The following is a 26,985-nucleotide window of genomic DNA, read 5'->3' on the forward strand; positions in this document are numbered from 1 at the left end:
TTTGGTAAAGTTCTTCCAAGTTGTGACCGCAACCAAACGGAACGAACACCACTAGGTGATACAAATATTCCCTGTTTACGCAACTCATTGCTAATTCTTAGTTGACCATAGGCAGGATAATGAATCGCCATCTCTATCACCGCTAACTCAGTGGCTTCGTCCACTCTATTTTTAAGGTTAGGCACCCGTCTATTACGATCAATGAGTGCCTCTATACCGCCTTCTTCAACCAATTCTTTATAGCGATAAAATGTATCCCTCGATACGCCCATAATTTTGCATGCTTGCGACACATTTTTTAATTGCTCTGCTAAATTAAGCAGTCCTGCTTTATGTTTAATCACATTATTGGTAGTATGTAACATGAGAGTTTCCTTTTGTTTGTTTAAAAGATTCGCACCTCTTATTCAAACGGGAAACTCTCTTTTTTGCAACTCATTTGTCAGATTTGGTCTGAACTTCTACAAATAATAATTACTACAGCAGATACAATACCTAAACCAATCAAAACGTTTCGCTGTAAATGTAGAGAAGATATCGCCTGGATTTGCTCATTGCGATCGCCTTTCTGTGCATTAATGCTCTCTAGAGCGATTTTCTCGTTTGAGCGAATTCGTTCAAGTTCAATATCAAGCTCTTTTTCTTTGATAGCCTGAGTAACTTGTTGTGTTTTAATCAAATCTCGTACAGTTTCAACGAGTTGGGTTTGTGGCGGTCTATGGTCACTCATGTTTATTAGCGAATAGGAACAAGTTGAGGGGTTTTATACACAATATGAAAGCGACCATAGCCACTTCCACCAATCTTGGGTGGAATAAACGTAGTCCGCTCAATGTTGCTATTATTTGCCTCTTTTAAAAACTCTTTTGGGGAGAGATAACGCTCTTTCACTGGATATAGTGTTCGCATTGTGGTGACCTCCTATATTTACTTCAAAGTAAACAATATGGTTAGTTTAGCAAATATTTAAAATAAAAGTTATAAAAAATTTTAATTTTGACTTTTAACCAACCATTTTTGCGTTGAACGTACCTAAAAAAGTTTTGACTAATTAGAAAATATCTTCTGTAGCGTCTTCCGGTGCATAAACAACACCATCCTCATCAATTACTGGAGGAGGGTTTTTTAGTTCAGCAAGACGTTCTTTGTATTTACCTCTTAATATTTCTTTATGCCCTTCATCTGTTAAGTGCTTAGCATTATCCGCAATAGCATTTAATTCTTCGACAGTACCAGCTGTTTGGAATTGAGTCATCAACACCTGAAAATCAACAGCAGGGATCGTATTATTGGATTGTTCTTGAGTCTTATCTTCAATAGCTAAAGCGGCAGCTGCAGATGCTTTACGTGATTTTTTAGTAGGCTTTTCTTCGGATTTAACCTCGTCAACTTCACCCATATCACGTTCGCTAGGCATATCCATTGCTTCTTCTGCTGAATGAATGCCTTTTAAAACATCTGTAAATACATCACGTAAAGCAATGGATCTTGCTCTCATTTGCATCATTCGTTTAGGATAGGCTGTCCATGGACCTTGTTTACTTAATAAGCCTGCTTTTTTAGCATCTTCTTGAGTAAAACTTCTGACGACTTCATCTTCATTTTTTCGTTTTACTTTAACTGTACATCCAGTATCTGTTGGATTTTCATGAATATATTCCAGTAAACCACTACCACGAACTAAAGCAAGCATTGCATCTCCCCAGATGCTAGGTCGTCCATTGATTACAGCGATATTTTGCACGGCTTGCATTGGAGCTAGTCCAATTTCAGCCCCCCATTGCATAGCTACAAAGACGTTACCAGGATTACCTTGATATTCTTTAGGGACAATGGATGATTTGGCCAACATATCAGCCAATTGCATTGCTTCATTGATATTTGTAGGTTGTAAGCCTTTGCTTCCAGTTAGAATTAATTCTGACATAGTCTATCCTTTCATTAATTGATACGTAAGACACGAGCACCATGTTTGATACTTTGGAATTGCTCAATGTGTATAGGGGTAGGGTGAAGTGACAAGTAAGCCTCTTTCCAATTTGTCACGGTACTGTCTTTGTTTGATTTGTAAGTAGCGATTTTTTCGCCTTGATACGTGATGATTTCAGCATCTTCTAACATAGGAACGAGTCTGTCTCTAATAGATTGTTTTTCGTCCTCTAAAATCGCTAACTTACTATTAACTTCTTTTAGCTGATTAACTAATTCTGCAACATCTGTGCCTACAATAGTTTCTTTGCCAGGTGAGGATTTAGCCCACTTTAATTTGGCTTCGGCTTCATCGTGTGGATCTGGCGCAATACCGGTGAGAATATGTTTATACCACCATTCTTTTGCTCGTTTAAGTAAGGCGTTAAAAATCTCATCATCATATTCAATCGTATAGACTTTAAAACGCTGGCCACCAAATAACACAGCAAGGTCACAAGTATGTACACCAGTTATACCCATATACCACATGCATTGATACCAGTAGTTAATAGGTACTTCGTCGGTATTTTCCTCACCCCAATCATCACTATTAATTGATAAGGCATGGGCTGTTTTAATTTCGAGTAACTTATCTGCACCAATCAATTGATGGGTCTTATCACACCAACGTACTCTAGATCCTGGTTTAACGATAGCCCTGTCGATATTAGCTAAAGCGATTGGCACATCTTTATGCTGCATCATCGTATTAATACGTTGTACTTTAACGTCTTTGTCCTTAGCATAACGTTGTGCGACTAGGTTCTCAAACTCAATCCCCCAATACATACGCTCTTTAGAGTCTTCATCAAACTCTTTTTGTTCTGTAGACATCTTATCGTGCCAAAGTTCAAAGGCTGTTTTGTATGGGTTCTGTCCGACTAAACAAGCGATATCTGAGCCACCAATCCCTTTTTTTCTAGCTTGTAGCCATTCTTCTCAACTTAACATAAGTATTTAAGCTCCATAAATAAAACATTCAAGTAAAAACAGTGCGGCATAAATGCCATAAAAAAAGCTGATAGTAATCAAACCACCAGCTACTAAAATTAAGAAGTCTTTAAATGACGTGGGCCACATTGGATCGTTGTCGTAGCCATTATCAAAATCTGACGTTAGCCAGTTCCAAAATTTTTTCATTTTAAATATTCCTTTTTAACGAAATATTCCATCTCAGGGGTTAGGTCGTCATCGAATAGTTTTTCGATAAAACTGTATAGATCCTTTTGAATTTCAGGTAAGACGACATGGGCCACAAAGTAGTGAGCGTCTTTTGTTGATAAATTCCATAAATCACAGAATTGATCTGATCGTTTTTCTGATGCGTCGTTCAGAATAATATCTATCCAATCATTAATTGAGACACCTAGAAATTCGTTGTCATCATCCTCAATAGCGTCGGCCAGGGCTTCGAATATTTCATCGTATTGAATATCGATGGTGTAACCACAGCCGATTAAGTGCTTTTCTAGTAGATCATCGTAATATCTTGTTTCTGCGTCCATGGTGTGGGTTCCTTATAAGTGACCGACATAAATATTTGTGGTAGGGCTAGGTGTTAAAGGTGCTGGTCAGCCCCAGCTTTCTCACCACTAAAGCAGGTGACGCTTACTCGCATATAATTAAGGTGTCGAATCTTTTTATAAGCGAGGTATCTTATGGGTGATGTATTGCTGTGGGCTGGTACTCTTTTGGCTTTTTTAAGCTTCATTGCCAGCTGGTTATCAGAAGAGCAAAAAAAATTGGTAAACGATTCAGTAGGAACGTTTTTCCATAGGCTTTTGGGTAGTTTTCTTTTCCCAGTTATAAGAATTGCGTTTTTATGTGTTTACTGGGCTTTTCCAGTCGCTATAATGGTTTTTCTGATTCAGTCTAGAGCGAATCCTTCTTGGGAAGAAATTATTATGCTCATTCTTATACTGAATGCTTATCGTATTGAATTGGCGGAAATCTTTTCGTCAGATGCCAAGGAAGTTATGCATAAACAATACGAGGAATTAGAAAAACGATTAACGACGCTTGAAAATCAGTTGGCAGAGCAACAAAGCCATCAAAAAACCAATAATTAAAGTTTTCTCATCAAACCGTGAATAGTCGAAAAATAACCACCAAATCTGTGAGATAAGTAAATAACCTGTTATACAGCTTTGGGCAATAATTAAAAAACGGAAGAGTAGGTTATTCATGGTAGACACTCATCATACCTTTTGATTATTAAAAACACTTAAAAACTCTCGCCAGAAAGCTCTTAAGTGTTAACGGTTAGCTACTCCGTGAGACTTAACCACGCTTCTAACCTACACTACCTAATCACATTCCTGTTTTCAGCCCTATCATTGTCCCGTTCTGGGTGGCTCCGATAGTCCGACAATCTTGTGCCGTTCGTTATGGTTATAATATTAACCAAAAAGGTTATAAAAGTAAATATAAAAATAACCAATATGGATTATTTATTTTGTAAATAAATGTAATGTAGCAACAAAACATAGAAATATTAGTAATTGAAAACTTGAAAATATAATCTGTAGCTTATATAATGAGTTAAATAGAACACAGGTAATAAAATGACTAATACGAAACAGTGGACGGTAATTTTTACGGATTGTTTTTCTGACTGGTTAAATGAGCAAGAAAATGGATTAAGAGAGACTGTTTTAATTCATTTGCTGAATTTAGAAAAATACGGTTTTTTATTAGGTAGGCCTTATGCAGATACCGTTAAAGAGTCCACTTACCCGAATATGAAAGAGCTTAGAGTGCAGTATCGAGGTCGTCCAATTAGAGCGTTTTATGCCTTTGACCCATTGCGTCAAGCGATTGTTTTGTGCGCAGGGGATAAAACAGGTAAAGAAAAACAGTTTTATAAGAAAATGATAAAAATAGCGGATCAAGAGTTTAAAAGTTATTTGGAAAATTTATAGGGGTTGTATGATGAAAACACTACAACAGGTTATTGCAGAACAATCAGCAGAAAGTCAAAAGCGCATTAAAGAAGGAGCTGAACAGTTAATACTAGAAACAGGGCTTGCGCTATTACGTGAAGAGATTTCGCTTTCTCAGAAAGAGTTAGCGAAACAATTAGGTATCTCCCAGCCTGCTATTACACAAATAGAGAAAAGGGGGGCTGAGCTTAAACTTAAAACGCTAAAACGTTATATTGAAGCGATGGGAGGGCAGTTAAGCCTTACTGTTACTATGCCAACAGGTGATAATCGTACGTTTAGTATTTAAGCTTTTTAAAGCTGAAACATGGCTAAAAATGCAATTGGATTATGACCTCTGGCAAGCAGAACAAAAACATAAAAAGTCTGTAGTGACTCCTTTTTATGCGGAGTCTGTTTTCGGAGCGTAAAAATGCTTAAGAAACAAATTCAAGAAGCCACAAAAGACTGGGATATTGATGCAATGCTGCAAGCCGTGGTGAGAGATGACCCAGAGATGGAACACCACCAAGAGAGCTTACGCCAAGCCTTATTAGAAGCCAAGAGTGGGCGTTTTGCTCGTAAAACCGTAGTTGAGGTGTCGCCTATCGCCCACACTCGTCATAAAGTAGGGCTATCACAAAGTAAGTTTGCTCAACGCCTAGGAATTTCCGTTAATACCTTAAAATCTTGGGAACAAGGACAACGCAATCCAAGCGGTGCTGCCTTTAAACTTATTCAGCTATTAGACAAGCACCCTGATTTAGTGATGGAGTTGGCTTAGCAATTTCTCTTTTACGGTGTGACAGTTACGGTGTAATCAACAACTCCTGCAGTAAAAAATAAAAATCGCTGGGGGGTATCGAGTTTTTAGTAAAAATTTAGTAAAATATTAGTATGATGTTGGCATTATATTAGTATTATGCTGGTATGTTTTTTACGAGATTCCTTATGCATCGTGTAGAGGCTGTAGATTTATTTTGTGGGGTGGGCGGCTTGACCGCAGGTTTACTGAAAGCTCATATCCAAGTTAAGGCTGGCTATGATATTGAGTCTGCCTGTCAATTTCCTTATGAAGCAAATAACGAGGGTGCAGCCTTTATCTGCAAAGATGTACAGCAAGTAACCAAAGAAGAAATAGAAGCCCACTATAGTGAAGGAGCTATTCGCTTGTTAGCAGGATGCGCGCCATGTCAGCCGTTTTCTACCTATAACCAGGGGAAAGATATGAAAAGTGATAAAAAGTGGCCTTTGCTGTATGCTTTTGCTAGATTAATTAGAGAGGTTAAGCCTGAGCTAGTGACGATGGAAAATGTTCCTGATGTGACTAAACATGAGGTATATCATGATTTTGTCAAAAACTTAGAAGAACAAGGTTATCAGGTATGGGCACAAGCTGTACTGTGTGCCGATTATGGTGTACCTCAAATGCGCCGACGACATGTGTTACTGGCATCGCGTATTGGTAAGGTTGAGCTTATTGCTCCTACACACAAGGATAAACATGTGACTGTTAGAGACGCTATTGGTAACTTGCCTAACATTGAAGCAGGACAGACACATCCTTCTGACTTACTGCATCGTAGTGCAGCGCTTAGTGAATTAAATTTAAAGCGTATCAAAGTCTCTGTTCCAGGAGGGTCTTGGAAAGATTGGCCAGAAGAGTTAGTTGCCAACTGCCATAAAAAGTCATCAGGAAAAACGTATGGTGGTGTCTATGGACGTATGGAATGGGACAAGCCTGCACCGACAATGACAACGCTGTGTATTGGTTTTGGTAATGGTCGGTTCGGTCATCCTGAACAAGATAGAGCCATATCTTTGAGAGAGGCTGCAATTTTTCAGAGTTTCCCTAGAGATTATCAGTTTTTCGATGTTACGAAGTCGCAGCCCAACAATACCGCGATTAGTCGCATGATTGGTAATGCCGTTCCTGTGAGGCTGGGAGAAGTAGTTGGTATCAGCTTTGCAAGAAGCCTTTTTCATTAATATGTGATTCTACTGAGTCAATGAAAGACTCCATGTAGTCGAAGATAACTTGTTTTGTGTGATTTAGCCTATCTATTTGGCAATTCCTTCCTAACTCCATAAATGACAACTCTCCATGTGCCAATTTATTCCTGAAATCTCTGACTTCTTTCATGAATGACATTTTCTTCTCCGAGAATGCATAATCCTTGTACCTGTGTAAATTCTCCGATATCTTTCTTGATGTTTTAAAATTTATGCAAAGTCGGTCACAGAGCTTATGAATTGCTTCATTGTCAAAGTTTCCTCCTCCTCCCTTTGATATTTTTAAGTCATCTATTTGAGAATGAATTGTCTTGAATTCGTTTATGATTCTTGTTATTATTCTCTCCACATTGATACTTTGATCGTTAGGTAAAATTTTTTGTACGACCCACTCCTTCTGAATGGTTTCCGTAAACTCAAGGATAGATTTTTGTTCGGTTTTAATTTTTTTACTCAGTGCTTCTAAGCATTGAGTTACTACTGCTTCAACATAATTGTATAGTAGCAAGTATGCAGTCGCTGTCAACATATGAAGATGTTGACTTTCTAAATTAAAAGTGGCTGGGTTCTCTGAAGTTTCATTTGAAAATATTGTGGGAAGTCCTCGTTTATTGTGTTGGTGCATAAAATCAAGCAAATCAAAGAAAGCGTTTATTTCTGTTTCTCTGTTTGACATCAAGTTTCGTACAGATTTCATTTTACGTATTTCTCTTTGAACTTATCTCTAGCATAATGCAGCCTTGCCCACAACTTACTCTTAGTATTTGCTCCATCGCTCCCCGCAATTTGTATAAACTCTTCACTCTCAAATACGTCAACGCAATCTTGATGAGTGATTTTGTCTAATATTTTAGGGTGTTCTTTGTATGTGATATAAACTGATATTGCCATTCCCTCAAATCGGGTGCGAGAAGCTACTCCTTTTCCTCCTTTCCTAAATCCTATAGGATATTTTTGTTGGAAAAAGTCCATGATAGTTTTAAAGTCATTTTTGTACTTATCTGCTAGATTAGGGGTGTTCTGTAAAATTTCGTTCATCTTATCTGTGTAGTCAAATGTGAATTTCCTAACTTCGTTCTTATATTCTTCCAAACCGTCAGCATATGCAAAAAATCGGGTGATGAACTCTTCTCTTTCTGCTTTTTGTTGTTTTTGGATTGAGATACCCGCTAATTTATTAAATGTTTTATCCTGTGCTAATTCCTCAACAAGAGAATAAAAAGGTCCTTGTAATAATCCCCTTCTAATTTCCGCAGGTTCTGCAATTACGCTGCCCGTATTTAATCGCTCAAACAAATCAAGACGAGCTTCCTTGTCTGTTTTATTGCTAAGAATTACCCCTCTAATAGGTCTGTTTTTAAATATTTTTCTCCTACTTTCGTAAAGATCCGTATATTTACAACCATTCAAATCCGTTAGCTTTTCTAGCTTTTTTAAGGTCAATTCCCCTTCTATAAACTCTCGAAGGGTTGTTAATCGTTGTGCGCCATCTATAACATCCATATTCCCTGTTTTATGATCTTGCCAGAAAAATAAGAAAGGAATAGGCAAACCAATGAGTACCGATTCAATGAACTTACTTTTACGAGGAATATCCCATATATTCTTTCGTTGGTACTCAGGGATTGTAATTTCCCCAACCTTGACCTTTTGAACCAGAAGTTCAATACTGTAGTCCGTGATGTAATAGTCAATAGCTTTCTCATGGAAGTCTATTTGCTTTTCTATTTTATCCTTGTCTACAGTATTTCGGTTTTTTCTTTTTCTCATATTCCATCCTTTCTTACTTTCATATAAAAATTAAGTCGCATCTTTCAACGCAAAATATCGTCGTACTTTTCCACAAATCATTAACGTATGTTGGTTTTTAGCACTAACGGTTTTTTCTTTATAAGCAGGAGAAGGATTGTCACTGATGATACGGATAATACCGTCCTCTTTAATTAGTCTTTTGGTTTTTAATTCTTCATCATCCAGAATGATATAAATACCATCGCCATCATATCGATTGCATGAAATATCGACAAACAATAAATCCCCATCGTTAATAGTTGGGTACATTGAAACGCCTTTATTGTTAATGATTCTGATATTTTTAGGCTCGATAGTTTTTAGATATTCTCTTGCCCAGTCTTCCAGTACTAGCATTTTACTAATCGCAGGGACGTAATCAACCACGCTACCAGGACCAGCGCTAGAGCGAATATCGTAATACTCAAGTTCTATATAACCATCTTTAACAGATTCATCATAAGAATGATCTTGGTCTAGCCATCCGAAAGGCTTGCTCATGGCGGTTTCTAGTTTGCGAGCCGTTGCCTCACCAATACCTTTTGATTTGCCTGTGGCGTTATCAATTCGTTGTTTTGTAAGCGTGTTGATATAGCTAGGCGCAACACCGATCAATTCAGCAAGTTTGGCTTGGTTGCCTGCTTCTGAAATTAGGGCTCGTAAGTTCTCTAAGCGGATTTCATTTTTAAGTTTCATGTGAATATTCTAACCAAAAAGGTTACTATTTAAATTATATAAAATGGTTTACTTTAAAAACCAAAAAGGTTAATATTATAAAAATCAAAACCCTAAGGATAAAAAATGACTTTGTTAGAGTTTGTGAAGCAAAAACGAGGAAAAATCAAAGAAATTGCTCAGGCAATAAATATCAAACCAATTGCTATTAGTCGTTGGGCTTTAGGTCGTCGCCAAGTGCCAGCAGAGCGTTGTCCTGACATCGAAAAAGCCACAAACGGATTGGTACGGTGTGAGGATCTAAGACCTGATGTGGATTGGTCTATTCTCCGTACATCAACTAAATAAAGGTTGATCATGGCGAGAAGAGAGAAGTGTACAGAAGACATAAAGATCCATTTGGGTGAGAAGCTTAAAGCGGCTTTAAAAGAGCTGGCTGCCTTAGAGGGTGAAGAGGCTCTGAGTACATACATAAGAAAGATCCTGCGAAAACACGTTTATGGTCAGCTTAATCCAAATCGTGACTTATTGGCAGGGTCTGTCAGGGACAACTAGGGGCGATAAATGAATTTAAATTTGGTGGTGGGTTTATGATAAAAAATCCATGGTTTAGGTTGTATGCAGAATTTGCCAATGATCCAAAAGTACAGATGATGAGCGAAGCCATGCAAAGAAGATTAGTGATGCTTTTTTGCTTGCAATGTTCTGGTGAGCTTGTAACGTTACATGAAACGTTACAAGTAACGGATGGTGCGTTACATGAAACAAATTTAACGTTACATGAAACAAAATTGGATGAAAAAATAGCCTTCGTTTTACGAATTTCTGATGAAGAATTGAGGAAAACAAAAGCTCTTTTTATTGAAAAAGGCTTTATTGATGAGGGCTGGAAAATTCTTAATTGGAATAAGAGACAATATGTCTCAGATTCAAGCCTGGAGCGAGTTAGAAGACATCGTGAACGTAAAAAAATAGTGACTGATAATGCTGAAAAAAATAACATTGTTACAGAAGTAAAAAAGAAACGAGCATGTAACGTTACAGTAACGCCCCCAGATACAGATACAGATACAGATATAAAAGAAAAAACAAACAAAAAAGAAAAGTCCATGAATGGGAAAGATGGGCTGTCTGTTTTTGTTTCAAAAAATGAGCAGGTTGAGAACGAAACCGAAAGAATTGAACTACCAACAGAAGTCAAAGCTAGAGCAGCCATTACGACCTATTGCCGAAGTGAAGGGATTGATGCTGTTGGACATCAAGGGCTTGATGACCTTATCGCTAAAGGGGCGTCTATGCAGCATTTTGTCGATGCTGTGCCGATAGCAAAGCAGAATGGCAAAAGCTCTTGGGCGTACGTTTTGGGTGTTGTTCGGAGAATATTGAACGAACAGAAAAACGTCACATCGCAACAACCTAAAGCACAACAATTCAAAAAATTTGATGCGTTAGCCGCAGCAAACAATGGGTTTCGGAACACTAAAAACATAACCGACTGTAATTTTATTGACGTAACAGACGTTATCCATCAGGAGCAACAAAATGACAATCAACATGTTTCAATTTCACTCTAAGCTTAATTGCCGACTTATTGACCATTTGTTTAACCGTTTGGCAATGATGTACGGTAAAAAATGGCTTGATATGTTCATGACAGAAGAGTCTATCAACGGTTGGAAAAACGTTTGGGCGGAAATGATAAACACCAGAGGGCTAACGTTAGAGATGATTAAACGAGGATTAAACAACTGCATTGATATGTACGACTGGCCGCCCACATTACCGCAGTTTGTAAAAGCTTGCGAAACATTATCACGTGATGAAACTGTTACACCTAATGAGCCTAAGCTTTCATTGCCTGTAAACAGAGCAGCAATGCCTAAAGAGCTAAAGGACTTAAAAAATGTCCTAATGGAAAATCTAAGCGTACATTAATCATATGAAATTGATTTTTAATTTCCCCGATAGTGCATTAATGCCTAACCGTAAAAACGGCAGACACTGGGCAACGTATCAAAAGGCTAAAGAGAAAGCAAGAATAGAGGGTTTTTACGTAGCAAAGGAAGCAAACAAACGGATTAAATACCCATTCTTAAATGTGCCGTTAAGCATTATGTTTTATTTTCCAACCAAACATAAAAGAGATTTGGACAACTTACTATCAGCAATGAAATATCACTTAGACGGTATTGCAAAAGCGTTAGAAATAGACGATACGCAGTTTTATCCGATAGTGATAAGTAAAGATATTGACCCAAACAAAAAGGGTTTTGTAGAGGTGATTATCGATGCTGACAGCTGAAGACTTGCTGATTAACTGGGCTCGAGGGGAGCTTATCAACGGTGAGGATCCAAGACCAAAGGAGCCATCCTTTTGTGCGTCTGCTGAACGATATTATAGACCGACAAAAGAAGAGTGGAATGGGGTGTTAGAGCCTGGTGTAGAAAAGGAAATTAAGCTAGACGATGAAAACCAATCTCACACACCAGTTAATTGGCCACATCATCACCTTGTGTCCAGTTTCGTCAAGCGTCAGCATTGGGTCGTCAAAATCATTATTTGTCGCGAGTGGGTTGATAGATTTTTAACTTATCGTGGGCTAAACCGAACAGCACGTCGAATAGCCATCAGTAAACAAACAGGCGTACCAGTACGAACTGTTGAATTTATGATTGAGAATGTCAGAAAGGAGTTAACTGTAGAGATGAGAGGGAAGATTTGAAATATGCCGATGAAGTGATTGAATTACTTAGTAGCTATCCGCATAAAACTTTTCGGGTGAAAACGATTGTGAACTATATCAATCCTAAAAAGCGAGAGCGACGTAGTACCACACGTCAGGTGCAGCGGGTGTTAGAGAGCCTAGCCGAGATGGGCAATATTGAGGTTAAAGTCCGAGATAAGCTCGGAGGCGGGGCAGAGTACAAATGGAGTTGATTTTTTTTAATGATGAGGTTATGATGAAAATACTACATCAAACAATTGTAGTCGGGCTTGGCGGCCTGAATACTTTCACAAGGCACACAATGCCACTCTAAACATATTCTGTTTAAGTGGTTTTTGTTTGTGCGCTCCTATGGGGGCGAACGTATGGGACATCGTAAGATGTGCTGTTACCTTGTGAGCAGTCCGCCAACCTGTACGTTCTTGCCCCTCCCTCTTCTTGGCGGAAGACGGGGCGAGGTTTTAAAACTTCACAAGGAGCCTTGTTATGCAAGCATTAACATTCAATCAAACTTCATTTGATGTCATTGACCAAGACAACCAAATTTGGGTTAAATCAGCACAACTCGCCCAAGCGTTGGGATATTCAGACGAGCGTTCTGTTTCTAAGATTTATACACGTAATCAAGACGAATTTACAGACAAAATGGCTCAGGTGGTCAATTTGACCACCTCAGGAAATTATCAAACCACCACCCGAATTTTTAGCCTACGAGGCGCACATTTAATTGCGATGTTCGCCCGTACAAAAATCGCCAAAGAATTTCGTAAATTGGTATTAGATGTGTTGGAAAACCACACACAAGAGACACAACCATCACCGCAACAGATTACCTATACAACCCCGATGCGCAACATTAGTGTGTCCGTTGAAGATATCCTTGATTTGGAGAGTTTGCAGAAAATGGCGTTTAACATGTCCGAGACACTCGCCTTACTCGAAAAACCACTACGTGCTATTGGCTCCAATAATTATGCCGCACATTGCTATGACGCTCGAGTACATTACAAAGTCAATATGGAGAGCTTTTATGACATCGTCGCACGGATGTTTCTTGCGGCAGACATTACGCCGGGTGACTTTCATACAGCAGCCGAGGCTATCCACGCACGAGAGTTCCGCAAGGAATTGGAAAAACGATTAAAAGATGACGACCAATGGCGCGCTACGTTGAATCCATCTGATCCGTTAAAACTAGGAACAGGGAAGACGACGCAAGGCGTGTTGGTAGCGGTGTGAACTATACGTCTTACAGTCTAATCAAACAATACAGTATGGGAAAGAAGAAAGGACGTAAAATTGGGTAATGATGAGTCCTCGTTGATTAGTTGTTCCTGAACAATGTAGATTTTAAAAGACTTACCTTGTAAAATCTATGGTTAAGGTTTTACTAGATTGTTTGCCTGAGTTAGTAGGTGAAAAACTAACCCCAAATATTGATTACGCCAATAATCAATATTTACCAAGAGCTCAAAGGATTCATCTCCTTTGGGCTTTGACTCTTCTAAGTTCTGCATATTCTAAACTTACTCCAAAGTGGTCTGCTAATGTTTGAATAGAAGCTGTCTTATTTTTAACTAATTCAAGGAGGAGAGCGATATTATGAAAAAAGTACTACTTTCGACTTTATTACTCGTGTTTTCAAACCAAGCTATTTCTGATGAAATTAAGTACCTGCCGTCGGAACGTGAATTGGCTTTAACTAAAATTTTATTGAGTGATGACTTATTAAGTTATATGGACGGTGGCGAAACTGCTTTTGGAGATTTCTATAAGAAAGATAAAAGGTTTGATTATTCTTTTGAGACCGATGCTGAAGAAATTCTTAAAACTTACGACCAGAATGAAATACGAGGAGATAAAAAATATAAAGGTAAAAATATTTTTGTATCAGGCATTGTTGAAAAGATAAGCAGCGATTTTAAAGATGAACCCGTTGTATCATTCAAATCAAAAGAAAAATATACTGTTAACAAGGTGCAAGCCTCGTTCAGACCTGATGAACTTGATAAAGTAGTTGATTTAAATAAAGGCCAAAAAATCTCGCTTTTGTGTGTGGGGGGTGGAGAAGTAGCAGGTTCCCCTGTGTTAAAAGATTGTTATTTTTTTGATAAAAAAGATGAAGAAAAATTAATTAAAGAAGCTGTTGATGAATATATGCAACAGATTAATAAACTCGTAGAAGATGACGTAAGTAATGTTCCAGAACAGCTAAGGGAAGTGGTTTTTGCAAGCGCAGTTTTTTATAAAGCCACAGGAGGGTTGAACGCTTGTAAAACAGAAGTTAATGAGAAATGTTTTAATGCGTCTACGAAATCTTTAACAAAAGAAAAACATAGAAAAATAGCAAAAGAAAATGGATGATTTAGCTAAATACTTACAGATTACCCCACCAATGGATTGACGAAAGTGAAGCTGATTAAAATAAAAAAAACAATTCAAAATCAAAAGGTTATTAAAAAAGTGCGACATTTGCTTCTTGAAAAGCGCGACAGAAAGTGCGACAATTTGGGCTGGTATAATTGCGTCTACAGAAAACGTAAGCGAAATTGACCACGAGTGAAGAGAAGGAAGTTAGCCCCGGGAAGTCATGTTCTCGGGGTTTTTATTTGGGTGAGCAAGAATGAATAATCTACAAATTCGAGTGAGTGATGTTCATCTTCTCGTTGAGCAGGCTCGTGAATTATTACTTAAAGCGTTTCCTGAGCTTAGCCTTGACCGCATCGACAGCTTGTTGCTTCGCTTGTTCAAGGACGGAGCTGTAAGTCCCTTTAGCACCACAAGAAGCGCAGGTGAGGATATCACTTCCTTTGAGTTGGTTTTGACGCTGAATGTTGTCGGGATATTGGAATTTTGTAGAACCGTAACGGCACTTGATGCTAACGATTGATGACATATAACCCCCCTATGTTAGTGTTTGGCTGTTTTGCTGGATGGATAACACACATACATTGATTATAAACAAAGGAGTTTAACCATGGCTAAAAGTGAGGTTAAGACCACGCTTAGTCGTGGTTTAACGCCTAAACAGGAAAAGTTTTGTCAGGCTTATATCGAAACTGGTAATGCGAGTGAAGCTTATAGGCTTGCTTATAATGCGTCAAAAATGAGAGCAAACACTGTTAATGTAAAAGCTACTGAACTTTTAAAAAACGGTAAGGTGTCGGTAAGGGTCAATGCACTCAAGCAAGAACATCTAGAACGTCATAAGCTAACAGTTGATGACCTTATTGCTGAACTTGAAGAAGCTCGACAAGCAGCACTGAAGGCTGAAACACCACAATCATCAGGGGCCGTTAGTGCAACGATGGGCAAGGCAAAACTGCTTGGATTAGACAAGCAAGTTATCGACTTACAAAGTGGGGGTAAGCCTTTGCCTACCTCTATTCATGTGAGTTTTGGGAATGAGTCAACTTAATATCCAGTTTCCGCCCAAATTTAAACCTCTTTTTGAGGACTTATGGCGGTTTATTGTGTTTTATGGCGGTCGTGGTAGTGGCAAGAGCTTTAATATTGCACGAGCTTTGGTGTTAAAAGCATTTACCCAACCAGTGAGGGTGCTTTGCTGTCGTGAAATCCAAAACTCAATCGCCGACTCGGTAATTCAGATGTTAGCAGATCAGATTGAGATGTTAGGGTTACAAGCCTTTTTCGATGTGCAAAAAACACAGATTGTCGGGCGAAATGGGAGCCGTTTTACATTCTCAGGTCTACGATCCAATATTACTTCAATTAAATCCATGACGGGGATTAACTACGTATGGGTTGAGGAAGCGGAAAGCGTAACAAAAGAGAGTTGGGATGTACTTATTCCGACTATTCGAGAGGATGATTCACAGATTATAGTGAGTTTCAACCCTAAGAATATCTTGGATGATACTTATCAACGATTTGTTGTTAATCCGCCTGAGCGTTGTGCATCAGTCATGGTGAATTGGCAAGATAACCCGTATTTTCCAGTTGAATTACTAGAAGATATGCGACAAATGCGTGAGCGTGATTACGATTTGTACTTACACGTTTACGAGGGGCAACCAATCGCTGATAGCGACCAAGCGATTATCAAACCGCAGTGGATTAACGCTTCAGTCAATGCTCACATCAAATTAGGTTTTACAGCTGAAGGTAAAAAGGTAGTCGGCTTTGATGTGGCAGACGAGGGCAAAGACAGTAATGCGGTTTGCTTTGCGCATGGGTCAGTGGTGATGGACTTAGAGGAATGGGCACAGGGAGATGTGATTTTCAGTGCAGATAAAGCACATCAATATGCCCTAGATAAGCGAGCAGACCAAGTGACCTATGACTCTATCGGTGTAGGTGCTGGTGTCAAAGCACGTTTTGCTAGAACAGCAAAAATGAAGGTAATAGGGTTTAATGCTGGCGGTGAAGTATTACGCAAAGACTCAGAGTATGAGGCAGGCAAGAAGAATGGTGATATGTTCAGCAACATCAAGGCGCAAGCGTGGTGGGCAGTGAGAGACCGTTTTTTTAAAACCTATCGTGCTGTTAGATTTGGGGATACATACCCAGTGGATGAATTGATTAGTTTAGATAGTTCAATACCTAATTTAGATTATTTAAAAGCAGAGCTTTCTAGGCCGCGAGTTGATTACGACAATAATGGCAGAGTAAAAGTTGAAAGTAAAAAGGACATGAAAAAACGAGGCATCCCCTCACCAAACAGAGCGGATGCTTTAATTATGTGCTTTGCACCTACGGCAGGCGGAAATAGTCTCTGGGATGTTTTATAGGATAATAAAAAAATGGCAAATACTCGAAAAAAGGGACATATCCCCACAAGGCACTTAAATGATGGTATTGCTATGCTACACCGTCAAATTGGCGGGCGTATTGAAGAGGCAAAGTTTATAAAAACTCGCTCGCTGACGGACAATATCAAAGAGCTGGAATATTTGTGGGAACAGAATTGGATTGTCCAAAAAATTTGCTCCAAGAAAGCTAATGATATGACGCGTAAATGGCGTAAAGTACAGTCTAATGATTTAGATGCACAAAGTATGACGGCTTTTGAGGATATTGAAAGACGCTTAAAATTACAGACTACGTTAAATGAGGCATTAACCTGGTCTCTTCTTTATGGTGGTGTAGCACTACTGGTTGTTACTGAGCGTAATCCTACCTTGCCTCTTGATGCGTCGCAAGCTATCCAAAAACTAGTGATATTAATGCCTTCCGATGTGTCAGGAGAGGGGAGCCTTAATGATGATGTGTTATCAAGTAATTTTAAGCATTACGACTATTACACCATTAAGGGTAAAGTAAGGGTGCATCACTCACGACTCATTATTATTAATGCGATTGACCGTCCCTTGTCTGAACAAAAGATTTTTGGATTATCGGCAATTGAGCCTGTCTATACTGTCCTCAAGCGCTACGAGACGATGGGCGCTAATGTTGGTGACTTGATTACTGAGTGTAAGGTAGATGTCTTTAAAATGGATGGATTAACGAATGCCCTTAGTTCTGGTCGTGAGAATGATATTGCTCAAGCCATGAGTCATATTCAGGCGATTAAGTCGTCAACCAATAGTTTATTACTTGATAAAGAGAATGAATATGAGCAAAAGGAATTAACCTTTGGTGGATTGCGTGATTTGCTTGTCGAGTTTCGAAGTGAAGTTGCCGGTGCAGCAGATATGCCTTTGACGATTTTGTTTGGACAGAGTGCGGCAGGTTTCGCCAGCGGAGCCGAAGATATTCAAAACTACCATGAGGGCATTCATTCGTTACAGGAATCTATTTTACGTCCTGTGTTTGATGTGATAGATCCACTGATTCTTTATCAAGTATCAGGTGAAGTACCTACAGATTGGTGGTTTGATTTTAATCCACTTTCAGAACTGACAGCAGAACAAAAGGCTACGGTGCTTAATACCTTTGCAATCGCTGCTAATGCATTAGTACAGGCAGGTATTGTTACAGAGCATCAAGTAGCGAGCGAGCTTAAAGAGTCTGGATTATTTAGCAAGATTACTGATGATGACCTTAATATGCTAGAAGAGGATGCAGATGGACATCAATTTACAAGAGGTGGTGCTGAACCAGAGGAAGGTGGGGAAGCGTTTACCGAAGAGGTTCAAGTATAGAAAGGTTAGTAAACGAACGGAACTTTGGTACACCACGCAACTAAGATCCTTTGTCAAACAGATGCGTGATGACATTGAAAAAGCACTGCAACTATCTAGCGGTGCTTTTTTTATGGATAGTGCTGACAAAGGCATAGAGGCGTTTTCTGTACGTACTTTTTTGACTTATCTAAATCAGTATGAAAACCAAGAATGGACGGAGAAGGTAGCTAATAATCTAGCCCAACAGTTTGCTGCTCGAGCTAACCAGCAGAATCAACAAGAAGTTGCAGATAACATCAAGCGACAGATAGGTGTAGATATTGAACAGTTTGTGTTTGGTGGTGGTAAGGTAGCACAGCGGTTAGAGGGATTGACACTAGCTAATGTGCAGTTAATCAAGTCTATCCCTACGCAATATCTTGATAAAGTACAGTCAGCGGTGACTCGTGGGTTAGCGTCTGGTAAGTTAACTAAAGAGATTGCCGCAGAGATTAAAGAGATTGGTGGCGTAACGGATAGCCGAGCAAGGTTAATCGCCCGTGACCAGTCCTCAAAAGCGAATAGCGCACTCACACAGGCACGTCACGAAGAACTAGGCATTACTAAGTATCGTTGGAGTACCTCAGGTGATGAGCGAGTCCGTGAATCGCATATGGCGAATGACGGCAAGATATTCTCATACGATGATCCACCACCAACAGGACATCCTGGAGATGAAATTAACTGTCGGTGTGTAGCAATCGCTATATTCGATGGGGTGAATGATACGCCTGATGTGAGAGGGGAACGGAGTAGTGAAGTAGCAGCTCTTGTAAGTAAAGGCGCATACGCTGCAATTTTAAGTCATACTCGTCAACTAAGTGGTTTTGCTAGGAAAGAGTATGGATTATCATTCGTTGAAACGGAGTATTTGGTGGCTTATACAAATACGCTACATAGGGATTTGAATATAGCGTTACGCACAGGCACCGCTACTGCACAACAAAAACTAGTTGCAAGTAAACTGGATAAAGCTCTAGATAAAATGCCTAAATATCAAGGTGTAACTTATAGGGATATTCGTATTCCTAAAAAGGAGCTAAAAGCTTTCTTGGATAGCTATCAAATCGGTAGTATAATCAAAGAGAGACAATTCACTAGTACATCAAAAATAGATGCGCTTAAGGATTTTAAAGGAAATATTCGCTTTATAATCAGAGGGAAAAATGGTAGGGATATTGAAAAAATATCTATGTTCCCTCAGGAGCGAGAGGTACTGTTCCAATCTGAGAAACGATTCATTGTGAAGAAGGTTCACAAACCATCTTGGTTTTCTTTTAAAAACGTGATTACCATTGAGCTGATGGAGATTGAATAATGGCAATAGAAAGTGTTCTAGATTTACCTATTGAGAGACAACGAGAGCTAGCTAAGCTAGAGGGATATTCTTCAATTGAGCGATGGCAAGAAGAGACGCGTAACCAGTTCACTGAAAATGAGAAGTTATTAGCGGAGGCTGAGGCTTACAAACCAACAAAGGCAGAAATTGCTGAAAAAATTTACCATCTGCGAACTAATCCTTGCGCGATTGAGTTTTATCGTCGCATTACTCAGGACTACGACTTAACGGTAGAAGAGCAAATCAAGCACTTAGAAAGTCTAGAAACCGCTGACTAAAATAACTAAACCGACTAGCCATAGTCGGTTTTCTTTTTGGAAGAACACTATGCAACGAGACTGGGATTTAATCCGCAAAATACTCTTGAAGTTAGAGGAAAAAGCCGATGCACAAAGTTTCCTGAGTGATGATGAGTTCAGAGGTTATCATGCTGAGATGGTCTCATATCACTTCAAACTCTTGCTTAGTGCAGGGCTGATAGAAGCGATAGATTATTCCAGTGCGAGAGAGTTATGCTTTGGCGCACGGTCGCTTACGTGGGACGGTCACGAGTTCCTAGATAAGATACGTAATGATTCGACATGGAATAGTCTGAAAACATTGATTAAGAGCAAACGATTAGAACTGTCATTTGAAGTGATTAAGATTGCAGCGTCTGGTTTAGTAGCTCAAGTACTAAAGTAAACACTTAACCTTATAAAAAAATCAAACCCCGATAGAGTTCGTCGCTTTATCGGGGTTTTGTCATTTCCAACTTAGAATCAGTAAGAGGGTAAACGATGAGATTTAACGACAAAGCGAATTCAAGCATCAGCCAGCGAAAGATGACACGGGATGGTTATTTAGTTGTACCTGCGTCAATTTCTCGCATTGGGGTGTTTGATTACCTTGATACCGAGCTTTCGGTTGGCACGAAAGAGGAAATTAAAAAGGTAGCGCGTACAGAGCGCTCGTTATTCAGCGATGAGACGATTAAGAGTTTTGACGGTGCGCCGATTACGATTGGACACCCATCTGGCAGTGTACGTGCGGAGAACTGGAAACAACTCTCAGTAGGGAACATCCGTAATGTCAAGCGAGAGGGCGATGTCCTGACTGCTGAAGCGTGGATTTACGATGCGGACGCTATCAAGCTAGTTCAGGATGGGCAACTGGAGGAACTATCTTGCGGCTACGATTGTGATTTATTAGATAGTACGGATCCATGTGCTGATTTTGAAATGTCCCCAATGTTGGGAAACCACGTAGCGATTGTGGCCAAGGGTCGTTGCGGTGGATCTGTAAAACTGGCCGATAAGGAAATTAACATGAGTAAATCTGTGAACTTTCTAGATACCTTATTAGGTGCATTCGGCATTAAGTTGTCAGATGAACAGAAGCAAAAGGTTGAAGAGGAAGAGAAAAAAGAAGCTGGTGTACCGTCTGATGAGGGTAAGCCAGAGGACGGTACACCTGAGGAGAAAAAGTCTGACGATAAACCAGAAGACGACCCTGAGAGTGACGAAGAGAAGAAAAAACCAGTCAAAGATGCGGATATGGCCTCAGAGATTGCGGCTCTTCGTAAACAATTAGCCGATGAGAAAGCAGAGCGACATGCGGAAAAATTGCGTAGTGCAGTTTTAGCTGATGCGCAATCGTCATTCCCTACAATCAAAATTGTTGATAGCGATAATGCTCGATCTATTCGTGAAAAAGCCATTATTGAAAGTGGTTTATATGAGACTCAAGCACTTAAAACACTAAGTGATGAGGCAGTAACGGCAGTTTATGAGGTGGCTAAAAAGCACTCAGTAAAGGATGTGAATGCAGGTGTTGGTAAAGCAATAGTGACAGATTCAAAGCCAGAAGCAAACACGATGATTGATTTTAATAGCTTATATAACATTAAGGAGTCTAAATAATGACATATGCAACAATGGCAGCAATGGCCTCAGCTGGTGATGTGGGCAAAGGTGGTTTAGCAAACTCAAAAACAGTTGCTTACCAAAATGATGGCGAAACAGCATTGCGACCAGGTCTCTTTGTCGCGCTTTCAGAAAAAGGAGGTGTTCAGGCATTGGCGGCTTTAACTGATAAAGTAGCAGGCGTTGTGGTTCGCTCAATTGTTTATGGTGAAAAGAAAAAGGGCGAGACAGTAGATGTGATGCATATTGGTGTGGCCGATAGCATTTTTGTTGAAGTAACACCAGAGAAAACGGTTCAGTGTGGTAATACTGTACATATTACAGCGGTAGGTGAACACGCAGGTACCATTCAAGGCACAACCGAAGAAAGCGTTACTATCGAAACACCTTTTACAGTGATTAAAGTCGTAGGCAATATTGCCGAAATTACTCGTTTATAACCCTTTATAAAGAGAGATAAGAATGGATCATTTAAATATTCTACAAACAGCCCTAACTCAGGTAAGTAAAGACATTTCAATGACGAAATACCCTGAGATTGTATTTCCTCAATTCGTGTACGTAGATTCAAGTGCTGATCGATTAATGGATTTCCGACAACATTTAACAGGTGATGTGACAGGGGATTTAGACGACGGTATTATTGATATCAATACAACGGTATTTGACCAAGTGGATATTAAATTTGGTTCTCGTACTACTCCGTTATTCCCTTGGTTAAAAACAGTAAGTTGGACGTTACATCAGCTTGAGAAAGCAGCTAAATTTGGTGTTGCTATTGACACAAGCAAAATCAAGTCATTAAATTTGAATGCTCAACAGACATTGCAAAAAGTAGCCTTTATCGGTCATGCTCGTAAAGATGGCGTTAAAGGGCTTTTAAATAGTCCTGATGTTACCATTCAGGAAGCTAAGATTAAAAAAGCTATTAACACAATGACATACGATGAGGCAACTGCTACGTTCAAAGATATGTTTTTAGCTGTGTTTGACCAAACGAATCTTATTGCTGCACCAGATACCATTGCTATATCGTATGATGACTACGCTTATTTAGCGTTTTTGGAGAAAGACCATAAAGAGAAAACGGCGTTACAGTGGTTACAAGAACATTTATCTGGCGCTGCAGGTAAGGCTGTGAGCATTAAACCACTTCCCGGTGGTTTTGCTAAGTTGGCGACAGCAGGTTCGAGCAAAAAACGTGCGATTGCATACATCAATGATGCGGAACATGTGGTCTTTGATGTTCCTCAATCGCCTACTATTCTGACAGCAGAAAAAGTTGGTTTAGTCTCGTTCCAATCTGGTTTACAAATGGCTTTTGGTGGTGTGACGTTTAAAGAGCCACAATCTGCGATTTATGTAGATTACTAAGAGGTGAGTTATGCAGACAGTTGACGAATTTAAACTGCGATACCCTGAATTTAAAGATACCGACGCTAATGCAGTCGGTTTTTTTATGGAAGATGCTGATGCTGAAATAGATAAGGCTCGTTGGGGAAAGCTATTTAAACGAGGGCTGTTTGCACTAACAGCTCACTTGATTCAATTGGCTAATCAAGCGAAAGAGACTGGTGGAGCTGCAGCGAAAGATGTCGTATCAGAAACTGCTGGTTCTTTGTCTGTTGCCTATGCACCGACTGCTACAACAACTGATAGCTCGACCTATCACCTAACAGCTTACGGTCAAGAGTTCTTACGGCTACGTAAACTCGTTGGCATTGGTTTTATGGTGGTGTAAATGAGTGTATCAAACTTAATCAAAAGGCTAGAAGCATTTGCGACTAAAGCAGTTTATGTAGGAGTACCAAAGGAGAATAATCCTAAGGTGGACGGTGATTTTAGCATGAGCGATTTAGCAGCGGTGCATGAGTTTGGTAGTGAAGACGGACATATTCCGGAACGCTCATTTCTGAGGACTAGCGTTGTAAAAAACAAAGCGAAGTATTTCAGATTCTTTGGGGATAGGCTGATTACAGGCAATGACCCAGAAAAAGCGTTGAACGAGCTTGCTGAGTTGGCTAAAGGGGACGTGCAAGAAAACATTGTGAATGGTGATTTCAAAGCACTTGCTCCTGAAACCATTAAGCGAAAAGGCTCAACAAAACCGCTGATTGACACAGGCAAGCTCAGACAATCGATTACAGGAGTAGTACGTGATGAGAATTAATCAGCTCGGACGAATTTACTCCAGTAAGTTTAATCGTCAGTTTGAGGTTAAGCGGTTGTATGGAGAGCATACCGCATGGGGTTTTGATGGTGAATATGTGTCAGAAGTAATTACAGGCATTATCACACCGACTTCACCTAGCGATATGCAAGTCTTGCCAGAACAAGAGCGTTACCTACCAACGATTGTGGTTTTTACTAAGGACAGCTTAGCTATTGGGGATATCGTGGTTTTTAATGGTCACGATTACAAAGTTAAAACGAAAGAAGATTGGAGTGATTATGGATATTTCCACTACCTCGCGGTTCGATATAGCGAAACTGCGCACCCTGATTCAGGAGGTTTTGACATTACCTAAGGGCACGGTTGTACCTCAGTATCAACCAGAATTAAAGAGTAAAGCCTTTATTACGGTCAATATTGTTTCTCAACAAGAAATTGGAGCATCAAGGCTAGTCTTTGATGGTGCAAAAGAAACTGTTAAATCTAGTCTTATTTCGATGGTGTCAATTTCATGCTATGGGAAAAATGCGGTAGAAATGACCCTAAAGCTCAAAAGCATATTACAAGCTACCCGAGTGAGAGAGAGATTACGAGGTATTGGTGGAGCAATCATCAATATGTCAGATGTTCGCAATCTCACCTATGTTCTCGGAGCATCAGCTGAGGAGAGAGGGCAATTTGATGTTTATATTACTCACAGTCATGTCACAACCCTATCACTTGAACCAATTGAACTAGTAGATATTTATACAAACAACAGCATTCATCAACATATTACAAAGGATTGATTATGGCCTTATCCATTTCAAATATTGTCAATGTACAGCTACAAACAGTACCTAAATCAGCTACTCGACGTGATTTTGGTACGGTATTGCTTATGACCCCAGAGTCTGGTAACGCTTTTACTGACTCTAAAACACGTTATGTTTATGTTAACAGCCAAAATGAGGTAGAACAGTTATTTGGTACTCATTCTGAAACAGCACGAGCATCACAACCATTCTTTGCGCAAAAACCAAGAGCAAAACAGTTGGTTATTGGTGCATGGAATAAGGCACAACGCACTATCAATGCAACATCTAACCAATTGACAGGTGCTAGTTTAAATGACTCTTTAGAGGTTTTTAAACGAGTTATTCAAGGACAATTTTCAATACGTCTTGGTGGTGTCGAAAAGAAAATAACTAATCTTAACTTCTCAGAGGTTCAAGATTTCAATGGTATTGCGAGTTTGTTACAAACTGCTATTAATGAAGAGGGGTTAAAAAATTATACAGTAACTTATGACCAAACGGGTAATCGATTTATCGTATCATCTGCCGAATCAGGTGTAAGTGATGACACTATAGTCGGCTATGTATATGGTAATGCCGATAGTAACTATATTGGCGCTATGTTGAAGTTAGAGGATGGGCAGGCAACGCGTCAATTAGGGGTAGATTCAATCAATATTAGCGCAGAAACGCCAGCAGAAAGCTTAACTAATTTGCTTGACATCAATAATGCATGGTATGGCTTATGTTTTGCTGCTCAGTTGACAGATGGAGAAATTGAGGAAGTTGCTAAGTTTGCACAAATAAACGTTAAATTATTTGCCCTAAATGTTATTAAAAGTACTCAGCTAGAGTTTGAAACAGGCAATATTATAAAGAAACTCTTTGATGCACAGCTTGATCATACTTTGGCTGTTTACGACAAAGATGATCTATATGCAGCTCATTCTGCTATTGCTCGTTTACTGTCAGTAAATTTTGCAGCGCAAAACTCAACATTAACGCTGAAGTTTAAAACTCAACCGACGATTACCGCTGACCAGGTAACAGGTACAGAATACCAAAAAGCAAAACGACTTGGTATTAACGTGTACACCTATTTTGATGATGTACCGTTAATTGCTGAGGGGACGGTTATTGGTGGTAAGTTTGCAGATGAAATCGTGATTCTAGATTGGTTCCAAGATGCTGTCCAAAAAGAAGTGTTTGCTCGTCTGTATAAGTCGCCAACAAAATTACCTCTAACAGATAAAGGTAATGCTGTATTAATTGATGCTGTTATTTCTGTATGTCTAGAGGGTATTAATAATGGTGCTTTTGCTCCTGGAAAATGGACTGGGGATAGTTTCGGTGAATTAGAGACTGGAGACCACTTGGACGAGGGCTACTATGTATGGGCAGCACCAATGGATACGCTTAGTGATTCCGATCGTGAACAACGTCGTGCGACACCCATTCAAACGGCGGTTAAGTTAGCGGGTGCAATCCACTTCTCTGACGTAATCATTAACTTTAATCGATAGAGGGAAATTATGAAGATTTTTGACCCAAAAGAAGTACTGGTGCTATTGAATGGTCGTGAGATTAGCGACTGGGGTGACGGTGGAGACCAAATTAAGGTGGTGAATAACTCGCCTAACGGACAGATGGTGATTGGCAATAATGGCAAAGGTGTATTTGTTGCTAACCCAGACGAATCAGGTACATTGACGCTTAAGCTTAAACAGCACTCAGCGGATAACAAGTATCTAAGTCGTCTACATCAACAACAAAAACGCTCAATTAAGACGTTTGTGCCTTTTACCTTAACCGTTAAAGACTTAATTAATGAGGATTTAGTAGTAGCGACTAAAGGTTATTTCACCACAGCTAAAGAAATGACTCGTGGTAATGCACATAACCCACATACTTGGGAAATTGTCTTTGAGCAAATGACCATTACTCATGAAGAAGGAGTTAACCCATGACAGAAACGCATGCAATTGAGCTAGACAATGTTACTTATACGATGACACCAGCTAATGCTATGGCATCGTGGTCAGCCCTTAAAATCGCTTTAGGTTTATTGAGTACGGTTGATTTTTCGAGCACCAATGTAGCGTCTGAAGATGATGAGTCGTTGAACGATGAGGATAAGGCAAAAGCTAATCAGCAACGTCTTGGCTTAACTATTATTACTTCATTAGCTAGTAACTTAGGTCATCCTGCGGTTAAGCAAATGGAGGATATTGTGTTGAGGCACACCAGTGCTCAGATTGATGGTGGTAAACCATATCGTCTAAGTAATGATCTAGATAGTCATTTTAATAAATATCGCAGTCACCTGATTACGGTACTTATTACGGGACTGAAATATCAGTTTGGCGATTTTTTCTCAGGTGGGGGTGGATTACTGATCAATATTCTGCCCTCATCAATGGTGAAGTAGATAACCAGTCAAGCAGTAATGTTGACTGGTTTATTTTTACGCCAATTATCAGGCATTACTGCTCACTGCATGAGTTAAGGACAGTTTATTCCTTGGGGGATTTGCTGTCATTTCATGAAGTGATTATTGAAATTCTACAT

Annotated in this window: 39 protein-coding genes and 1 pseudogene; 30 read left to right on the forward strand and 10 right to left on the reverse strand. The window is 39.5% G+C overall.

All coding sequences use genetic code 11. The annotated features are described in order from the left end of the window. The 7 genes and pseudogenes from V757_RS0113005 to V757_RS16265 form a co-directional block, all read right to left on the reverse strand. The coding region (locus V757_RS0113005) for a helix-turn-helix domain-containing protein (protein WP_031274007.1) at positions 1–365 on the reverse strand (365 nt) is incomplete at its 3' end. A 77-nt stretch (positions 366–442) separates the two neighbouring features. Further along, positions 443–730 (reverse strand): hypothetical protein, encoded by a 288-nt coding sequence (locus V757_RS16245; RefSeq protein ID WP_023948955.1) that lies wholly within the window; start codon positions 728–730, stop codon positions 443–445. A gap of 5 nt (positions 731–735) precedes the next feature. After that, on the reverse strand, positions 736–909 hold the full coding sequence (locus V757_RS28710; protein ID WP_023948957.1) for a hypothetical protein: 174 nt from the start codon (positions 907–909) through the stop codon (positions 736–738). 142 nt (positions 910–1,051) lie between these two features. After that, positions 1,052–1,927, reverse strand: a complete 876-nt coding sequence (locus V757_RS28740; protein WP_023948959.1) for a hypothetical protein — start codon at positions 1,925–1,927, stop codon at positions 1,052–1,054. A gap of 14 nt (positions 1,928–1,941) precedes the next feature. Further along, a pseudogene (locus V757_RS16255) lies at positions 1,942–2,898 on the reverse strand (YqaJ viral recombinase family nuclease); the annotation flags it as partial. A gap of 30 nt (positions 2,899–2,928) precedes the next feature. Then, positions 2,929–3,111: a hypothetical protein gene (locus V757_RS16260; RefSeq protein WP_023948961.1), complete on the reverse strand. Its 183-nt coding sequence runs from the start codon at positions 3,109–3,111 to the stop codon at positions 2,929–2,931. Then, complete coding sequence (locus V757_RS16265; RefSeq protein ID WP_023948964.1) at positions 3,108–3,476, reverse strand: hypothetical protein; 369 nt, start codon at positions 3,474–3,476, stop codon at positions 3,108–3,110. The genes V757_RS16260 and V757_RS16265 overlap by 4 nt, the downstream gene beginning before the upstream one ends. Positions 3,477–3,629: 153 nt before the next feature. On the opposite strand from V757_RS16265, the gene V757_RS16270 reads away from it, so the two are divergent. The 5 genes from V757_RS16270 to V757_RS16290 all read left to right on the forward strand — a co-directional run bounded on the left by V757_RS16270 (position 3,630) and on the right by V757_RS16290 (position 6,881). Continuing rightward, positions 3,630–4,040 carry a hypothetical protein gene (locus V757_RS16270; protein ID WP_023948966.1) on the forward strand — a complete coding sequence of 137 codons (411 nt, stop codon included), beginning with the start codon at positions 3,630–3,632 and terminating at the stop codon, positions 4,038–4,040. 495 nt (positions 4,041–4,535) lie between these two features. Continuing rightward, positions 4,536–4,892, forward strand: a complete 357-nt coding sequence (locus V757_RS16275; protein WP_023948968.1) for a type II toxin-antitoxin system RelE/ParE family toxin — start codon at positions 4,536–4,538, stop codon at positions 4,890–4,892. A 7-nt stretch (positions 4,893–4,899) separates the two neighbouring features. Continuing rightward, entirely contained in the window at positions 4,900–5,202 is a 303-nt protein-coding gene (locus V757_RS16280) for a helix-turn-helix domain-containing protein (RefSeq protein ID WP_342664067.1), read from the forward strand. 123 nt (positions 5,203–5,325) lie between these two features. Then, the gene (locus V757_RS16285; RefSeq protein WP_023948972.1) at positions 5,326–5,676 is read left to right on the forward strand and encodes a helix-turn-helix domain-containing protein; all 351 of its coding nucleotides are present in this window, start codon (positions 5,326–5,328) and stop codon (positions 5,674–5,676) included. A gap of 167 nt (positions 5,677–5,843) precedes the next feature. Further along, on the forward strand, positions 5,844–6,881 hold the full coding sequence (locus V757_RS16290; RefSeq protein ID WP_023948973.1) for a DNA cytosine methyltransferase: 1,038 nt from the start codon (positions 5,844–5,846) through the stop codon (positions 6,879–6,881). Here V757_RS16290 and V757_RS16295 read toward each other — a convergent pair. From V757_RS16295 to V757_RS16305, 3 genes are read right to left on the reverse strand one after another with little or no spacing between them, the layout of a single operon-like run. Further along, positions 6,853–7,602, reverse strand: coding sequence for an MAE_28990/MAE_18760 family HEPN-like nuclease (locus V757_RS16295; protein ID WP_023948974.1), 750 nt, complete (start codon positions 7,600–7,602; stop codon positions 6,853–6,855). The two genes, V757_RS16290 and V757_RS16295, sit on opposite strands and share 29 nt — an antisense overlap. Then, positions 7,599–8,675 (reverse strand): DUF262 domain-containing protein, encoded by a 1,077-nt coding sequence (locus V757_RS16300; RefSeq protein WP_023948976.1) that lies wholly within the window; start codon positions 8,673–8,675, stop codon positions 7,599–7,601. The genes V757_RS16295 and V757_RS16300 overlap by 4 nt, the downstream gene beginning before the upstream one ends. Before the next feature lie 30 nt (positions 8,676–8,705). After that, positions 8,706–9,392, reverse strand: a complete 687-nt coding sequence (locus V757_RS16305; protein WP_023948978.1) for a S24 family peptidase — start codon at positions 9,390–9,392, stop codon at positions 8,706–8,708. Between the two features lie 105 nt (positions 9,393–9,497). On the opposite strand from V757_RS16305, the gene V757_RS16310 reads away from it, so the two are divergent. The 25 genes from V757_RS16310 to V757_RS0113035 all read left to right on the forward strand — a co-directional run bounded on the left by V757_RS16310 (position 9,498) and on the right by V757_RS0113035 (position 26,845). Then, entirely contained in the window at positions 9,498–9,719 is a 222-nt protein-coding gene (locus tag V757_RS16310) for a transcriptional regulator (protein WP_023948980.1), read from the forward strand. Positions 9,720–9,961: 242 nt separating this feature from the next. Continuing rightward, complete coding sequence (locus V757_RS27305) at positions 9,962–10,945, forward strand: hypothetical protein (protein ID WP_023948984.1); 984 nt, start codon at positions 9,962–9,964, stop codon at positions 10,943–10,945. Then, entirely contained in the window at positions 10,914–11,306 is a 393-nt protein-coding gene (locus V757_RS16325; protein WP_023948985.1) for a hypothetical protein, read from the forward strand. The genes V757_RS27305 and V757_RS16325 overlap by 32 nt, the downstream gene beginning before the upstream one ends. A 4-nt stretch (positions 11,307–11,310) precedes the next feature. Then, positions 11,311–11,673, forward strand: a complete 363-nt coding sequence (locus tag V757_RS16330) for a RusA family crossover junction endodeoxyribonuclease (protein WP_023948987.1) — start codon at positions 11,311–11,313, stop codon at positions 11,671–11,673. Continuing rightward, complete coding sequence (locus tag V757_RS16335; RefSeq protein ID WP_023948989.1) at positions 11,660–12,094, forward strand: hypothetical protein; 435 nt, start codon at positions 11,660–11,662, stop codon at positions 12,092–12,094. The genes V757_RS16330 and V757_RS16335 overlap by 14 nt, the downstream gene beginning before the upstream one ends. After that, positions 12,091–12,309 (forward strand): hypothetical protein, encoded by a 219-nt coding sequence (locus V757_RS16340; protein ID WP_023948990.1) that lies wholly within the window; start codon positions 12,091–12,093, stop codon positions 12,307–12,309. The genes V757_RS16335 and V757_RS16340 overlap by 4 nt, the downstream gene beginning before the upstream one ends. 274 nt (positions 12,310–12,583) lie before the next feature. Next, entirely contained in the window at positions 12,584–13,336 is a 753-nt protein-coding gene (locus tag V757_RS28565; protein WP_023948991.1) for a BRO family protein, read from the forward strand. A 363-nt stretch (positions 13,337–13,699) separates the two neighbouring features. After that, complete coding sequence (locus V757_RS27315) at positions 13,700–14,461, forward strand: OB-fold protein (RefSeq protein ID WP_023948994.1); 762 nt, start codon at positions 13,700–13,702, stop codon at positions 14,459–14,461. A 259-nt stretch (positions 14,462–14,720) separates the two neighbouring features. Then, positions 14,721–14,987: a hypothetical protein gene (locus V757_RS16345; protein WP_023948996.1), complete on the forward strand. Its 267-nt coding sequence runs from the start codon at positions 14,721–14,723 to the stop codon at positions 14,985–14,987. Positions 14,988–15,074: 87 nt separating this feature from the next. Beyond that, a complete protein-coding gene (locus tag V757_RS16350) occupies positions 15,075–15,515 on the forward strand; it encodes a terminase small subunit (RefSeq protein WP_023948999.1) in 441 nt (146 codons plus the stop codon). Then, entirely contained in the window at positions 15,502–16,848 is a 1,347-nt protein-coding gene (locus V757_RS16355) for a PBSX family phage terminase large subunit (protein WP_023949001.1), read from the forward strand. The genes V757_RS16350 and V757_RS16355 overlap by 14 nt, the downstream gene beginning before the upstream one ends. 12 nt (positions 16,849–16,860) lie before the next feature. Beyond that, entirely contained in the window at positions 16,861–18,204 is a 1,344-nt protein-coding gene (locus V757_RS16360) for an anti-CBASS protein Acb1 family protein (protein WP_023949004.1), read from the forward strand. Between the two features lie 61 nt (positions 18,205–18,265). Continuing rightward, on the forward strand, positions 18,266–19,543 hold the full coding sequence (locus tag V757_RS28570; protein WP_052019175.1) for a phage head morphogenesis protein: 1,278 nt from the start codon (positions 18,266–18,268) through the stop codon (positions 19,541–19,543). Further along, positions 19,543–19,842, forward strand: a complete 300-nt coding sequence (locus V757_RS16365; RefSeq protein ID WP_023949006.1) for a hypothetical protein — start codon at positions 19,543–19,545, stop codon at positions 19,840–19,842. Before V757_RS28570 ends, V757_RS16365 begins: the two co-directional genes overlap by 1 nt. A 49-nt stretch (positions 19,843–19,891) precedes the next feature. Further along, on the forward strand, positions 19,892–20,248 hold the full coding sequence (locus V757_RS16370; protein ID WP_023949008.1) for a DUF2513 domain-containing protein: 357 nt from the start codon (positions 19,892–19,894) through the stop codon (positions 20,246–20,248). A gap of 95 nt (positions 20,249–20,343) precedes the next feature. Continuing rightward, on the forward strand, positions 20,344–21,465 hold the full coding sequence (locus tag V757_RS16375) for a DUF2213 domain-containing protein (protein ID WP_023949010.1): 1,122 nt from the start codon (positions 20,344–20,346) through the stop codon (positions 21,463–21,465). Further along, the gene (locus tag V757_RS16380; RefSeq protein WP_023949012.1) at positions 21,465–21,908 is read left to right on the forward strand and encodes a structural cement protein Gp24; all 444 of its coding nucleotides are present in this window, start codon (positions 21,465–21,467) and stop codon (positions 21,906–21,908) included. The genes V757_RS16375 and V757_RS16380 overlap by 1 nt, the downstream gene beginning before the upstream one ends. A 22-nt stretch (positions 21,909–21,930) precedes the next feature. Next, entirely contained in the window at positions 21,931–22,842 is a 912-nt protein-coding gene (locus tag V757_RS16385; RefSeq protein WP_023949014.1) for a major capsid family protein, read from the forward strand. 10 nt (positions 22,843–22,852) lie between these two features. Then, positions 22,853–23,209, forward strand: a complete 357-nt coding sequence (locus V757_RS16390) for a DUF4054 domain-containing protein (RefSeq protein ID WP_023949016.1) — start codon at positions 22,853–22,855, stop codon at positions 23,207–23,209. Beyond that, on the forward strand, positions 23,210–23,638 hold the full coding sequence (locus tag V757_RS16395) for a hypothetical protein (RefSeq protein WP_023949018.1): 429 nt from the start codon (positions 23,210–23,212) through the stop codon (positions 23,636–23,638). It begins immediately after the preceding gene. After that, entirely contained in the window at positions 23,625–23,996 is a 372-nt protein-coding gene (locus V757_RS16400) for a hypothetical protein (RefSeq protein WP_147628811.1), read from the forward strand. Before V757_RS16395 ends, V757_RS16400 begins: the two co-directional genes overlap by 14 nt. Further along, positions 23,983–24,429: a phage neck terminator protein gene (locus tag V757_RS16405; protein WP_023949022.1), complete on the forward strand. Its 447-nt coding sequence runs from the start codon at positions 23,983–23,985 to the stop codon at positions 24,427–24,429. The genes V757_RS16400 and V757_RS16405 overlap by 14 nt, the downstream gene beginning before the upstream one ends. A gap of 2 nt (positions 24,430–24,431) precedes the next feature. After that, the gene (locus V757_RS16410; RefSeq protein WP_023949024.1) at positions 24,432–25,940 is read left to right on the forward strand and encodes a DUF3383 domain-containing protein; all 1,509 of its coding nucleotides are present in this window, start codon (positions 24,432–24,434) and stop codon (positions 25,938–25,940) included. A gap of 9 nt (positions 25,941–25,949) precedes the next feature. Further along, positions 25,950–26,384: a phage structural protein gene (locus tag V757_RS16415; RefSeq protein ID WP_023949026.1), complete on the forward strand. Its 435-nt coding sequence runs from the start codon at positions 25,950–25,952 to the stop codon at positions 26,382–26,384. Then, positions 26,381–26,845 (forward strand): phage tail assembly chaperone, encoded by a 465-nt coding sequence (locus V757_RS0113035; RefSeq protein WP_031274002.1) that lies wholly within the window; start codon positions 26,381–26,383, stop codon positions 26,843–26,845. Before V757_RS16415 ends, V757_RS0113035 begins: the two co-directional genes overlap by 4 nt. The last annotated feature ends 140 nt before the right edge of the window (positions 26,846–26,985 follow it).

It is taken from the genome of Pelistega indica, from assembly GCF_000506865.1.
Taxonomy (GTDB): Bacteria; Pseudomonadota; Gammaproteobacteria; order Burkholderiales; family Burkholderiaceae_B; genus Taylorella; species Taylorella indica.